Annotated in this window: 13 protein-coding genes; 11 read left to right on the forward strand and 2 right to left on the reverse strand. The window is 52.5% G+C overall.

Annotated features, from left to right (window positions below):
- Positions 1-7: 7 nt before the first annotated feature.
- A complete protein-coding gene (locus tag CGC65_RS11950; protein WP_002567106.1) occupies positions 8-925 on the forward strand; it encodes a D-ribose ABC transporter substrate-binding protein in 918 nt (305 codons plus the stop codon).
- A gap of 129 nt (positions 926-1054) precedes the next feature.
- Here the strand turns inward: CGC65_RS11950 and CGC65_RS11955 are convergent, their stop codons facing one another.
- Positions 1055-2284, reverse strand: a complete 1230-nt coding sequence (locus CGC65_RS11955) for a DUF1266 domain-containing protein (protein WP_002567107.1) — start codon at positions 2282-2284, stop codon at positions 1055-1057.
- Positions 2285-2582: 298 nt separating this feature from the next.
- On the opposite strand from CGC65_RS11955, the gene CGC65_RS11960 reads away from it, so the two are divergent.
- The 9 genes from CGC65_RS11960 to CGC65_RS12000 all read left to right on the forward strand — a co-directional run bounded on the left by CGC65_RS11960 (position 2583) and on the right by CGC65_RS12000 (position 12337).
- Complete coding sequence (locus CGC65_RS11960) at positions 2583-4187, forward strand: peptide chain release factor 3 (protein ID WP_002567108.1); 1605 nt, start codon at positions 2583-2585, stop codon at positions 4185-4187.
- 259 nt (positions 4188-4446) lie between these two features.
- Positions 4447-4893, forward strand: coding sequence for a GatB/YqeY domain-containing protein (locus CGC65_RS11965; RefSeq protein WP_002567109.1), 447 nt, complete (start codon positions 4447-4449; stop codon positions 4891-4893).
- A gap of 141 nt (positions 4894-5034) precedes the next feature.
- On the forward strand, positions 5035-6438 hold the full coding sequence (locus CGC65_RS11970; protein ID WP_002567110.1) for a Sapep family Mn(2+)-dependent dipeptidase: 1404 nt from the start codon (positions 5035-5037) through the stop codon (positions 6436-6438).
- 56 nt (positions 6439-6494) lie between these two features.
- Entirely contained in the window at positions 6495-7640 is a 1146-nt protein-coding gene (locus CGC65_RS11975; protein WP_002567111.1) for a hypothetical protein, read from the forward strand.
- A gap of 424 nt (positions 7641-8064) precedes the next feature.
- On the forward strand, positions 8065-9081 hold the full coding sequence (locus tag CGC65_RS11980) for a methionine ABC transporter ATP-binding protein (RefSeq protein ID WP_002567113.1): 1017 nt from the start codon (positions 8065-8067) through the stop codon (positions 9079-9081).
- A gap of 1 nt (position 9082) precedes the next feature.
- Complete coding sequence (locus CGC65_RS11985) at positions 9083-9748, forward strand: methionine ABC transporter permease (RefSeq protein ID WP_002567114.1); 666 nt, start codon at positions 9083-9085, stop codon at positions 9746-9748.
- Between the two features lie 254 nt (positions 9749-10002).
- Positions 10003-10926 (forward strand): MetQ/NlpA family ABC transporter substrate-binding protein, encoded by a 924-nt coding sequence (locus CGC65_RS11990; RefSeq protein WP_002567115.1) that lies wholly within the window; start codon positions 10003-10005, stop codon positions 10924-10926.
- A 196-nt stretch (positions 10927-11122) separates the two neighbouring features.
- Complete coding sequence (locus tag CGC65_RS11995; RefSeq protein ID WP_002567116.1) at positions 11123-11923, forward strand: DUF4190 domain-containing protein; 801 nt, start codon at positions 11123-11125, stop codon at positions 11921-11923.
- A gap of 153 nt (positions 11924-12076) precedes the next feature.
- Positions 12077-12337, forward strand: coding sequence for a YlmC/YmxH family sporulation protein (locus tag CGC65_RS12000; RefSeq protein ID WP_002567117.1), 261 nt, complete (start codon positions 12077-12079; stop codon positions 12335-12337).
- Positions 12338-12570: 233 nt separating this feature from the next.
- On the opposite strand, the gene aroD is transcribed toward CGC65_RS12000, so the two are convergent.
- Positions 12571-13329: a type I 3-dehydroquinate dehydratase gene (gene aroD, locus CGC65_RS12005; protein ID WP_002567118.1), complete on the reverse strand. Its 759-nt coding sequence runs from the start codon at positions 13327-13329 to the stop codon at positions 12571-12573.
- A 182-nt stretch (positions 13330-13511) separates the two neighbouring features.
- Between aroD and nrdR the strand changes: the two genes are divergently transcribed.
- A complete protein-coding gene (gene nrdR, locus CGC65_RS12010) occupies positions 13512-13964 on the forward strand; it encodes a transcriptional regulator NrdR (protein ID WP_002567119.1) in 453 nt (150 codons plus the stop codon).
- Positions 13965-13974 lie beyond the last annotated feature (10 nt).

The following is a 13974-nucleotide window of genomic DNA, read 5'->3' on the forward strand; positions in this document are numbered from 1 at the left end:
AAAGACCGTGAAGATTAAGAAAATACTGGCACTTATGGCAGCAGGCACAATGCTTATGACAATGGGAGGCTGCAACGCCATCACCATTGACGGGGAAGAAAATGTCAGGGAGGGAAGCAGCGGAAACGTGATTGGTTTCTCTGTCTCCACCCTGAACAACCCGTTTTTCGTGACCCTGACAGAAGGAGCCAGAAAAGCCGCGACAGAGAATAACGTGGAGCTGGTGGTTGTGGACGCCGGAGACGACGCTGCCAAACAGACCAGCGACATCGAGGATTTGGTGTCCAGAAATGTGGGCGTGCTGATTGTCAACCCGGTGGATTCAGATGCGGTTGCACCGGCGGTAAAGAGCGCCATGTCCCAGGGGATCAAGGTGATTGCAGTGGACCGCGGGGTCAACGGGGTAGATGTGGACTGCCAGATTGCCTCAGATAATGTGGCAGGAGCCAGGATGGCAACAGAGTATCTCATGGATCTTGTGGGAGAAGGCGCCAAGGTAGCTGAATTACAGGGAGTGCCTGGGGCTTCGGCCACCATTGACAGGGGAGCGGGCTTCCACCAGGTGGCAGACCAATCCCTCCAGGTGGCTGCCAGCCAGACCGCTAATTTCAACCGTGCCGAGGGTATGACGGTTATGGAGAACATACTTCAGTCCGACGGAACCATCAAAGGTGTGTTTGCCCACAATGACGAGATGGCCCTTGGGGCAGTGGAAGCAGTTGCTGCCTCCGGAAAGGACATAAAGATTGTGGGATTTGACGCCACGGACGACGCCCAGAAGGCGGTGAAGGACGGCAAAATGGCGGCCACGGTAGCCCAGAAGCCAGATAAGATGGGCGAGACAGCCATCGGGACAGCTGTCAAAATCATGGCAGGGGAGACAGTGGAGAAATCCATACCCGTGGAAGTGGAGCTGATTAAATAGTTTCAACAGATTGACACATGAGAAATGGACCCTTCAGAACCGGAATTTCCGGGCTGGAACGGGTCCATTTTCGCCTGTATATTACTATTTTTTTAATGCCTGTTTTTTATCCCTGTCATGCTCCGGGGCTTACCATGTCTTTTCAAGTTCCGTCTTAAAGTCTACTGAGTAAGGATTGTCCTCCCTGGTCTTTAAATCCTCATAGAGCGCCCTGCGCTCGTCGGCGCTTTCCTCGGCCCAGTACTCATAGCCCCGCATATAGCTTGACATCAAATCATCCCAGGATTCAAATAAGGGCTGCATGGTCCGGGCGATTTCCAGGGATTTATCCAGTGCCTCCTGTTCTGTGTAGTAGCCGGCCAGATAGTAAAAGCTCATCAGGTTCATGGCGCGGCAGTAGTCCCAGCCTGCAATGGCGTCAGGGCCGTACTGCTCATAGAAGCCGAACATATCCGCATAATTTTGGGCCTCATCCGCAGTCATCTGAAACTGGTCCAGCAGGAAAGCGCTTCTCTCATTCGGGGCTATGTCCCGGATGCCTGCTTCTTCCAGGTATGCCATGTCCTCAGCAAAGGTATCGCGGTGGCCCTCGGTCAGAATCCAGTCCAGGGTGCTGTCTGCTGTGGCGCGGTCTGTAACGCTCCACCATTCTTCCAGGGATTTCTGCTCCATGGCCATGACATCATCATTGGCTGCCAGGCCGGCAAAACGGTTGTAGTCCCAGCCGTTTAAGTCCGTGAGGACCGCGTAGGAAGCATTGAACCAGCGAATGGTATCCGTCAGCTTTGCGGTGGTTCTGTCTTCCACCTCAGGAGCACTTTCGCGGAATTTAGAACAGGAGACCTTGAAGGATGCAATCTTGCTGTCATTCATCTTGTCCGCCGCATAGGCCATGGAGTAGTAGGCATAGTCTGTCTCCCCATATACAATATAGGCATCCACCTTGGTGCTGTCCACGGACATCCTTCCGGTTATGGCGGTTACATTGGTCATGCCCGGTACCTCCGGTGCCTCGGCTTTGGTCTCGCCGGACAGATTGTAGCTGGTCTTAATAATATCCTTCACATCCTCCATGCTGCCGGCCTGGCTGGAGGGGCCGTTTTTGATGAACTGGAGCAGGAACACGGCGTTGTCTTCTCTGCTGCTGGCGGCAATCAGCCATCCGTCCATGGGTGCCTCCTGGGTTTTCCAGGACTTGTCCAGATAAATGGACGCAGTGTCATCCGGTGTGGAGAATTCCTGCATCTGGGCCAGCATATCCTCCGGGGTTTTGGCCCCGCAGCCCTGCAGGGCTGCGGATGCCAGGGCAGCCGTGAGGCAGAATAACAGGGCCAGTTTCTTTGGTTTTGTGCATTTCATGCTTTTTTCCTCTCTTTGTGGGCCTTACGGGTCCGTTTATAGTAACAGAAGGGGGGTGGATCTTATGAGTACAGTATACTATAGAATCATCCCTGCCGGCAACGGCAATTTACAGAGATTTCCATAGAAGGGAGGCTGACGGGCAGAACTAAAAACAGAACCAAAAACAGAGGGAAAATCAAAAGCCAAAGGCCTTGACTTATGTTTCCAATCATAATAGAATAAAAATTGGATGATTTTGGGCGTACTTCCAAAGTACGTCCATCTTTTACTCAATGGAAAACGGAGGACGAATAACTTGTCACAGATAGATAACCAGATGACAGAAGAGATAAAAAAGCGGAGGACATTTGCAATCATATCCCACCCCGATGCCGGAAAGACCACGCTGACAGAGAAATTCCTGCTGTACGGCGGCGCCATTAATCTGGCAGGAACCGTCAAGGGGCGCAAGGCTGCCAAACATGCTGTGTCCGACTGGATGGAGATTGAGAAGGAGAGAGGTATCTCAGTGACCTCCTCTGCCATGCAGTTTAATTATGACGGGTTCTGCATCAATATCCTGGATACACCGGGACACCAGGATTTCTCAGAGGATACTTACCGTACCCTGATGGCGGCAGACTCCGCGGTCATGGTCATCGACGGTTCAAAGGGCGTGGAGGCGCAGACCATCAAGCTGTTTAAGGTATGTGTCATGCGTCATATCCCCATCTTTACGTTTATCAATAAGTTTGACCGGGAGGCCAGGGACCCTTATGAGCTTCTGGACGAGATTGAAGAAGTGCTGGGAATCCGCACATGCCCTGTGAACTGGCCCATTGGATGCGGCAAGAGCTTTAAGGGCGTATACGACCGGTTCTCAAAGAAGATAACCACCTTCACGGCTGCCATGGGCGGTGCCAGGGAAGTGGACAGCCAGGAATTTGCCGTGGACAGCGCGGATGTGGATTCCATCATCGGGCAGGACTATCACCAGCAGCTGAGGGACGACATCGAGCTCCTTGACGGGGCCAGCGACGAGTTAGATATGGAGCGGGTCAGGATAGGGGATTTGTCCCCTGTGTTCTTCGGATCGGCCCTGACCAATTTTGGAGTGGAGACCTTTCTGGAGCATTTCCTTAAAATGACTACGCCGCCTCTTTCCAGGAAGACCCTGGACGGGGTGATAGACCCGTTCCGCCCTGACTTTTCCGCCTTTGTATTTAAAATCCAGGCCAACATGAACAAAGCCCACAGGGACAGAATTGCTTTTATGCGCATCTGCTCCGGCAAGTTCGAGGCAGGGATGGAGGTAAACCATGTGCAGGGAGGAAAGAAGATCCGTCTGACCCAGCCCCAGCAGCTCATGGCCCAGGACCGGAAAATCGTGGAGGAGGCATATGCCGGCGATATTATCGGCGTATTCGACCCGGGAATTTTCGCCATAGGCGATACCCTGTGCGCTTCCAATGAGAAGTTTCAGTTTGAGGGCATACCCACCTTTGCGCCGGAGCATTTTGCCAGGGTGCGCCAGGTGGATACCATGAAGCGCAAACAGTTTATAAAGGGTGTGAACCAGATTGCCCAGGAAGGTGCAATCCAGATATTCCAGGAGTTTAATTCCGGTATGGAGGAAATCATAGTGGGAGTGGTGGGCGTGCTGCAGTTTGAAGTGCTGACCTACCGTCTGCGAAACGAATATAATGTGGAGGTCATCCTGGAGAAGCTGCCCTTTGAGCACATACGCTGGGTGGAGAATCCGGGCGAGGTGGATGTGGCCAGGATTCAGGGTACATCTGATATGAAACGAATTAAGGACTTAAAGGATAATCCGCTGCTGCTGTTTATCAACAGCTGGAGCGTGGGCATGGTATTGGACCGCAATCCGGCGCTGAAGCTCTCAGAATTCGGAAGAGCCTGATCCCATGCAGGAAACAGGACCATGGGACCGGAATGCGGTCCCTGAGTGCTCATAACGAGCCGCTGCACTAAGCTCGAAGGGACCTCGCTAAGTGCCAGCGGAATGTATCGCACGTAAGGGACCAGACTACGGTCCCTGAGTGCTCATAACGAGCCGCTGCACTAAGCTCGAGAGGACCTCGCTAAGTGCCAGCGGAATGTATCGCACGTAAGGGACCAAACTACGGTCCCTAAGTGCTCATAACGAGGAGGTAAAATTCATGAGTAAGATTGATGCTGTAAGGGCTGCCATGGTGGAAGCCATGAAGGCTAAGGACAAGGCCAGGAAGGATTCTCTTTCCATGCTGCTGTCCGCCCTCAAAAATGCGGAAATCAACAAGAGGGAGCCTTTGACGGAAGAAGAGGAGAACGCGGTCGTTAAGAAGGAAATCAAGCAGACCCAGGAAACGTACGAGATGGCGCCGGCGGACCGTGAGGACATCCGTTCAGAGGCAGCCGCCAGGATGGCTGTTTACAAGGAGTTTGCGCCGGAAGACATGAGTGCGGAGCAGATTCGGGAAGTTATAAGTGCGGTCCTGTCTGAGCTGGGAATCGAAAACCCTACGGCTAAGGATAAGGGAGCCATTATGAAGGTCCTGATGCCCAGGGTCAAGGGAAAGGCAGACGGTAGGCTGGTCAATGAGACGCTGGCTTCCATGTTCCGTTAAGGACGCCCCGGGGCTTTTGCAGGTCCCGGTCCCCCCGGCTTGGTGCGCTGAGCAGCAGGCCGGACAGAGCAGAAGGCCGGACAGAGCAGCATAATAAAAGGATGCGGGGCTTAAGCTTCGCAGGAAAAGGAGACGGTTACGATGTATAGGAATGAAATTGAAGGTTTTATTGATTCCCACAGGGAAGAAATGATAGAGGATATCTGTACACTGTGCAGGATTAACAGTGAGAAGATGCCTTATGTGGAGGGCAAGCCTTACGGGGAAGGCCCGTTCCAGGCCCTTCAGGCAGCTCTTGGTATGGCAGAGGGTTATGGTTTTTCCATCCGTAATTATGACAATTATGTGGGAACAGCCGACCTCAATGACAAGGAGAGACAGCTGGACATCCTGGCCCATCTGGACGTGGTTCCTGCCGGTGAGGGATGGACGGAGACAAAGCCCTTTGAGCCGGTGGTAAAGGACGGAAAGCTCTTTGGACGCGGTACCGCGGATGACAAGGGACCGGCCGTGGCTGCGCTTTATGCAATGAGGGCAGTGAAGGAGCTGGGGATCCCGTTAAATAAGAACGTCAGGCTGATTCTGGGTACGGACGAAGAGTGCGGAAGCTCTGATATTGTAAATTATTACGACAAGGAGGATGAGGCGCCCATGACCTTTTCTCCGGATGCGGAATTCCCGGTCATCAACATTGAAAAGGGGCGTCTGGAAGGTCATTTCCATGCATCCTTCCAGGCTTCTGAGGCAATGCCAAGACTGGTGAAGGTGGAAGCCGGAATAAAGGCGAATGTGGTACCGGGCAAGGCCAGGGCTGTTGTGGAAGGCATTGACCTTAAGACATTGGAGGCCGCGGCAGAGGCTGTGGAGAAGGAGACAGGAATTTCTTTTGTACTGGAGGGTGATTTACCGGTTATGACAGTTACTGCCCAGGGGGAGGGCGCCCATGCATCCACACCCCAGGAGGGAAAAAATGCCCTTACAGGCCTGCTGGTGTACCTGACACGCCTGCCTTTTGCAGAGTGCCCCCAGATGGATATGGTGAAGAACCTGCTGAAGCTTTTCCCGCACGGCGATACCTGCGGAAAGGCAGCCGGAATCAGCATGGAAGACGAGCTGTCCGGTGCTCTGACCCTTGCTTTCAGTATGCTGACTGTAGGCGCTGATGGACTGGAAGGCGTATTTGACAGCCGGTGTCCAATCTGTGCCACAGAAGAATCTGTGCTGGGAGTGGTAAAGCAGGCCATGGCGGACCAGGGGCTTACACTGGAAAATGATTCCATGATACCGCCTCACCATGTGGACGGAAATTCTCATTTCGTAAGGACGCTGCTGTCCGTATACGAGGACTACACAGGCCTTGAGGGCAGCTGCCAGGCTACAGGAGGGGGCACCTATGTCCATTCTCTGAAGAATGGTGTTGCCTATGGCGCGGCCCTGCCGGGAACAGATAACCGTATGCATGGAGCCGATGAGTTTGCTGTGGTGGATGAGCTTGTCTTAAGCGCAAAAATATTTGCACAGGTCATTGTGGAGCTGTGCAGCTGATAGCGGAAATATACCCTGTTTTTCTGTGACCTGATTGTGAATGAGGGGATGATGGAATGGTGAGACTGGGATGTGTACCGGAACAGGGCGGACCATCCGCTTATATGGAAAATGCCAAGGCGGCCCGGACGGCGCCGCCGGGGCGCCAGGAGCAAACAGATGATTTGGGTAAAAATGGTCCCGAAACAACGGCCGTCAAAAGCAATGACAGTGCCTGCCGGGATCAGGCTGTGTGGAGCTGGACAGAGGGCGCGGACGATTGGAGAGAGCAGGCTGTCCGAATGCTGGAACAGCTGAAAAAGCAGTATCCGGGCATTGTGTTCCATTTGGCGCAGGAGAAGGACGCCGGTGATTTGGCTGCCCTGGCTGTCCGGGCAGGGACCGGCGTACATCTGTATCTGTCCCGGGAATTTGTGGGGCGCATGGGCAGCAGCCGGGAGGACTTTAGCCAGTGCTGGTCTGAGCTGGTATCTGCGGCCGGAACTCTGCTGGCAAAACAGGGACAGACCAGGGCCGTGGGAGCATTTTTAGGGGAGGAAGGGACTTCCTACTGGTCTGTGCAGGATAAAACGGAAAAGGAGGCTGTGCCTGTGGTCTCACACACAGGCGCAAAAGAGACACCTTCTGCAGGCAGCGACCCCAGGGTGCGAGTTTCTGTTTCACTTAATGTCTCCAGCCATTTTTCCCGGGTGGCCAGGGCCCGCACCAAGGGTCAGGTGCAGGAGGCTGTGTGGGACATATACAGGTCCATTTCCAATCTGAAGAGGGCGGCAGCCTGTGGTGATGACCAACAGCGTGTAAAGGCATCCAGAGCCCTGCGTTCCCTCCAGAAGCTGCTGGGCCGCAGCGGCAGGAAGATGCGGAAGCTGGAGCGGGAGCGGCTTAAGGCGCAGGAACAGAAAAAGGCGGAAAAGGAACACCAAGACAAGCGGGCCTTCCGGCTTAAGCAGGAGAAAAGGCGCATGCGCTCGGCCAGACTGGGATCAGATGCCGGTCTTGTGAAGGAAGGCCATGGAGATGACTTTTATATTCAGGCGTACAGGCGGTTTTCAGGAACCGCTTATAAATGGGAGCACCAGATGCCAGCGGGCACCATGGCAGGCCTTTTTGACGCCGTTCCATCAGGAGGCAGTGGAATGGCCGGCACGGCGGAGGCCGGATTTACGGCAGCTGATGTGATTGTCTCAGGAGACACCCTTTAAATCATAACGAACATTTTAGAAGGGTGTTTCAGGAAAAAGTGCTTGACAAATAGGTTCATGTGATGTATTTTCTTAACTAAGATAAATCCCAGCGATTTAATAGGAATCAATACAGGAGGAACGTATGAATCAGTTTAGAGCCATGCAGATGAATATGGATATGATGAACAGCATGTACATGATGATGTGCTGTGTATCCGCATGGGCAAAAAACTGAATGTAAGTTTCATCTGTATGGATTGTGATTAATCAGGAGATATCCCGGTAGCAGGGAAAGATTCAGGGCCGCAAGTCCGTGCAGGACATGCGGCCTTTTTGCTGTGATTTTGCCTGAACGCTGTAGGCTGCCACGATGTGGCCAGGGCGCGGGCATGTGCGGGACCCCGAATATGTGTTTCAGGAACAAAAGAAAGGAATTAAACCTATGGAAGCAAATAACGAAAATCCCATCATTCAGCTGGTGGGGCTGGGGAAACAGTTCCAGACCATGAATGGTCCGGTTACTGCCCTGGAGGATATCAATTTGGAAATCCGGTATGGAGAGGTGTTCGGTATCATCGGCCTGTCCGGTGCGGGTAAGAGTACCCTGGTGCGGTGCATCAATTATCTGGAAGTGCCCACTTCGGGAAAGGTCGTATTTGAAGGAAAAAACCTGTCTGTGATGAAGGACAGGGAAAAGCGTCTGGCCAGGCAGTCCATGGGCATGATTTTCCAGCAGTTTAACCTGCTGTCCCAGAGAAATGTGCTTCAGAATGTATGCTTTCCACTGGAAATTGCAGGGGTATCCAAGGCCGAGGCCAAAAAGCGGGCAGAGGAGCTTTTAACACTGGTGGGTCTGGAGGTCCGGATGAAGGCATATCCGGCGCAGCTTTCAGGCGGACAGAAACAGAGGGTAGCCATTGCCAGGGCCATGGCAACGAACCCAAAGGTCCTTCTGTGTGACGAGGCCACCAGCGCGCTGGACCCCAACACGACCAAATCTATTTTGGAACTGCTTAAGAAGATAAACCGGGAGATGGGAATTACTGTCATTGTCATTACCCATGAGATGGCGGTTATTGAGGCCATATGCGACAGAGTGGCTATCATAGACCACAGCCATATTGCAGAAGTGGGAAATGTGTCCGATATCTTTTCCGGCCCCAAATCCGATATCGGCCGTCAGCTGATTCTGGGGGATGTGGCTGAGCAGAACTTAAGCTTTGGCAATTCCCGCCAGATCCGCATTATTTTTGACGGAAGAGAGTCTTCTGAGCCCGTAATCGCCAACATGGTGCTGGCCTGTAAGGTTCCGGTGAATATCATGCATGCGGACACCAGGGATATTGAAGGCAAGGCCATGGGACAGATGATCATACAGCTTCCGGAGGACGATACGGATGCCGGCAGGATTTGTAACTATCTGAAAACAGCCAATGTAAAGTTCGAGGAGGTGCGGTGATATGCAATTTGATGCTACGACCATAAATATGCTTGTAAAAGGAATCTGGGAGACGATATACATGGTATTCCTTTCCTCTGCCTTATCCTATGTAATTGGTATTCCCCTGGGAATCGCCCTGGTGGTGACGGACAGGGAGGGCATCAGCCCGGTGCCTCTGTTTAACAAGGTCCTGGGTCTCATCATCAATCTGCTGCGTTCCGTGCCGTTTATCATCCTGTTAATCATGGTTCTTCCCATTACCAAGTTCATTGTGGGAAAGACCATAGGATCCAATGCCACGGTGGTGCCTCTGATTATTGCCGCAGCCCCTTACATAGGGCGTATGGTGGAGTCTTCCCTGAAGGAAGTGGACGCAGGTGTCATTGAAGCAGCCAAATCCATGGGTGCATCCACCTGGCAGATTATAGTCAAGGTACTGCTGCCGGAGGCCAAGCCGTCTCTGTTGGTGGGAGCGGCCATATCCGTGACCACAATTCTCGGGTACTCTGCCATGGCAGGATTTACAGGAGGAGGCGGACTGGGAGATATCGCCATCCGTTACGGATACCACCGTTACCAGACCGATATGATGATGGTGACCGTAGTGCTTCTGGTCATTATTGTGCAGCTGATCCAGGAGGTCGCCATGCGCATGTCCAGAAAGAGTGATAAGAGAATCCGGTAGAAAGATTCCGGAACACAATCCGGGAAGAGAGTGCGGGAACAGAATCCAGGGAATCCAGTAACAGAATCCAGGAAGAGAGTCCCGTGATACAAAGTTGTATGTGAATCTGCCGAGGCTGTCCGGTTTCCTGACAAGGAACGGATAACGTATATGACCTGCATATGAGGAAGGACGTGCAGCCTGGGCTGATGATAAATGCCGTATCATGGCGCAAAATAACAGGGGCAGAGCCCCAACGCGAGGAGGACACAATTATGAAGAAAAACATCTTAGGCACAGCCGTACTGGCTGCAGTATTGGTATCAGGAGCGCTCAGCGCATGCTCCGGCAGCCCAAAGGAGACTGCGGCGGCAGATACAACGGCAGCAACTGCCGGGACTCAGGCTGCTGATTCCAAGGAAGAGGAGACCACGGCGGCAGAGGCGGAGACCACCCAGGCCAGTGCAGAACTGAAGGAAATCGTGGTAGGAGCAAGCCCGGCGCCGCATGCGGAAATCCTCAATGCAGCGAAAGAGGTTCTGGCATCCAAGGGCTATGAGCTGAAGATTGTGGAATATACGGATTATGTGCAGCCCAACAATGCACTGGATTCAGGAGATCTGGATGCAAACTATTTTCAGCACAAGCCATATCTGGATTCCTTTAATGCGCAGAACGGAACAAAGCTGGTCAGCGCAGGCGCCATCCACTATGAGCCATTCGGCATTTATGCAGGCAAGACAGCATCCCTGGAAGAGCTTCCTGACAAGGCAACCGTACTGGTGCCAAACGATGTGAGCAATGAGGCAAGAGCTCTTCTTCTGCTGGAAGCGCAGGGGCTGATTAAGCTGAAAGACGGCGTTGGCCTGGAGGCTACTAAGAATGATATCGTGGAGAATACCAAGAACCTGGATATCGTAGAGTTAGAGGCAGCTCAGCTTCCGCGTTCCATTTCTGACGGCGATATTGCGGTTATCAACGGCAACTATGCAATTGAAGCAGGGCTTAAAGTCAGCGATGCCCTGGCTACTGAGGATTCCCAGTCACTGGCAGCAACCACCTACGGCAACGTGGTGGCAGTGAGAGAGGGAGAGGAGTCCAGCGATGCAACCAAGGCCCTGGTGGAAGCATTGACCAGCCCTGAGGTAAAGCAGTTCATGGAGGAAACTTATGAAGGCGCAGTGGTGCCGCTGTTCTAAAGCATATTTTAAGGCGTTTTCAAGCATACTCCTAAGGAGAGAATGCAGTTATTCATAAAATTGTAAGAGGCTGTCCGCCGGGGATATACCCTGGCGGATTGTTTTATTTTACAAAATATGTTATACTTTTCCAAACGTGTGCCCTGTATCTGGGCACATGAACGCGGCCGTATGGGCTTGAGAGAGGAGATAATCCATGGAAAATGAAAACGGAAACAGATACGGTACCGGGGAAGGCCAGGGGACGGATTATCATACAGGTAACAGGGAACCAGTGATTGTGGCGGAACAGCCGGCCAGAGAGGTGACAGAGGAGGACTCCGGACAGACATCTGCCGGACAGGACGGTTCCGATGGATGGAGCAGTCCTGTGGACGCACCCTTACAGGAGGACAGGTGGAGCGAAACCGGGGATAAACCCTATCTGGGAAGTCCCTGGGAACCAACCCCATCCGGGGCATCGTATGACGCAGGAAAGGAAAATGGCGTCAGCGGAAATGACAGCCAGCCGGTATATAAGCCAGCTCCGGCTTCTTATGGTCAGGGCCAGCCGGGGGCAAATCAGGGTCAGCCCGGAATAAATCAGGGTCAGCCGGGGACCGGCCAGGGCGGCGATTTCAGCCAAAATGACAGCCGCCGGGAAAGAGGAGGCAGTCAGCCGGGCGGAAACGGCCAATGTCAGCCCCAATACCAGACCCAGTATCAGACCCAATACCAGTCTTACCAGCCTGCGTATCAGGAAAAGAACAATATGGCTACGGCTTCTCTGGTTATGGGAATTCTTTCCCTGTGCAGTATCTGCTGCTGCATGCTGTTCGGTGTCGTGTTCGGCGTGCTGGGCATCATATTTGCCATTATGTCAAAAAGAGGAGACAGAATGGACAGCCAGGCAAAGGCCGGACTGATACTCTCTATTATCGGTGTTGCTGTCACTGTGCTTATTATCATCTTTTTTGTTGTGATTGAGGTGTTGGCTGTCATACCGGAACTGAACTGAAACAGCGGCTATCAGTAACATCTGCCGGGTACCGCCCTGCAGAATGGCTGCTATCCGCGTAACCGCGGACAGCCGGTATTTTCAAAAATCAGGTTTTAATCGGACAGTATCCGGCATATAGTAAGTAGCAAGAGAGGCCGGGAGGCTGTGGACGTGAGGATTTACGACCTGAAACAAAAAGAAGTGATTAATGTAAAGACCTGCAAGCGCCTTGGATTTGTGGGAGATGTGGATTTCGACATGGAAACGGGCTGTCTGCTGGCCCTGATTGTGCCTGGGCCGGGCTGTATATGCGGTTTTTTGGGCCGGGAGAAGGAATATGTGATACCATTCTGCGATATCTGCCAGGTGGGAAATGATATCATATTGGTGGACATTAAAGAAAAAGATGTGACGGAAAGCATTAAATGCTGAATGGAAACATACAGCGGCCGAAAGGAAACATGCAGCGCGGATTCCAGGGGGATTCGCGCTTTTTTCAGCCCCTCAGGGCAGAGGAGTGGCCGCCAGGGCTTCCCCTGCCGGCCGGTTTGTGAGAAAAAGTTGTATGAAAAGCATTTGCTTTTTACAAATCTAACTATACAAACGAATTGTGAAGGTTTTATGGTGGAAATGTGAAAAATCTGTGAAGGGGTACCATAAAATAGTCACAGGTTTTGGTGGATGGCTGTCAGGAACTCCTTCAGCTTCCCCACTTCAATCTGGCCCGGTGCAGAGGCTTCCTTTACAGAGCCAAAGGTCAGGCAGGAGCCGAACACCTCCCCTGACAGACGGCTTATGAGCCCGGTGCCTTTCATGGACATGGTGATGAGCGGACAGGACAGGGACTGGCTGGCCTTGTGGGTGGCGGACAGGAGGGTCAGCACATCGCCGGCTGACTGGGGCATCACCGCAATCTTGGCTATGTCTGCCCCCAGGTCCTCCATATGATGCAGGCGGCGGAGAATCTCCTCCTCTTTGGGGGTGGCTGCGAAATCATGGTTGGACAGTATGACGCTTACCTGGTGTCTGTGGGCCAGGTCTATTGTCTCACGTATCATATCGTCCCCCGAGAAAAGCTCCAAATCCACCAGATGTACATGGCCGGAGCAGATGGCGTGTTCTGCCAGGGAGCGGTACGCCGGCAGGGGAGCGGACAGATGACCGCCCTCCCGTTGGGTACGGAAGGTAAAGAGCAGGGGAATGTCTTTCAGGGCAGACTCCAGGCCGGGAAGGACCTGGTCCAGGGTGTCTGGCTCCAGTATGGAATCAAACCAGTCCGCTCTCCATTCAGCTATATCCACTGGCTGCTCCGTGAAGGAGGCAGCCTGGTGAATCAGGGATTCATAATCCTTTTCCACCAGCGGGGCGCATATTTTCGGCATTCCCCGCCCAAGTATTGTTTGTTTTATGATGACATTTTTCATGATAAGGAGCACCTTTCCTGTAATCTTTTTGGATTTGTCTGGATTCATTATAAAGCGGGGAGGGGATTTCGTCCATACTGTAATGAAAAAAGAACAAAGTCCTTGCTATCCATACTTTCTTCGGTTAAAATATATGAAGCGTTTAAGGCGATACGTGAAAAAAGAAAGGATGGGTAACCCAGATGAAATGCCCCTATTGTAATGAAGCAGACACCAAGGTCATAGATTCCCGCCCGGCAGATGACAACAGCTCCATACGCAGGCGCCGCCAGTGCGAGCGCTGCGGTAAGCGCTTTACCACCTACGAGAAGCTGGAAACCATGCCGTTAATGGTAATAAAGAAGGATAATTCCCGGGAGACATATGACCGTTCCAAGATTGAAGCAGGAATCATTCACTCCTGCCATAAACGGCCGGTATCACCCCAGCAGATTAATTCCATGATTGATGAGATTGAAAACCAGATTTTTAACATGGAGGAAAAGGAAGTGCCCACCTCCGCCATCGGAGAGCTGGTGATGGGAAAGCTTAAGGACCTGGACGAGGTGGCGTATGTGCGTTTCGCTTCTGTTTACCGGGAATTTAAGGATATGAATACGTTTATAGACGAGATTGGAAAATTACTGAAAAAATAGAATTGCTAAA

This window comes from Enterocloster bolteae (assembly GCF_002234575.2).
In the GTDB taxonomy this organism is placed as follows: domain Bacteria; phylum Bacillota; class Clostridia; order Lachnospirales; family Lachnospiraceae; genus Enterocloster; species Enterocloster bolteae.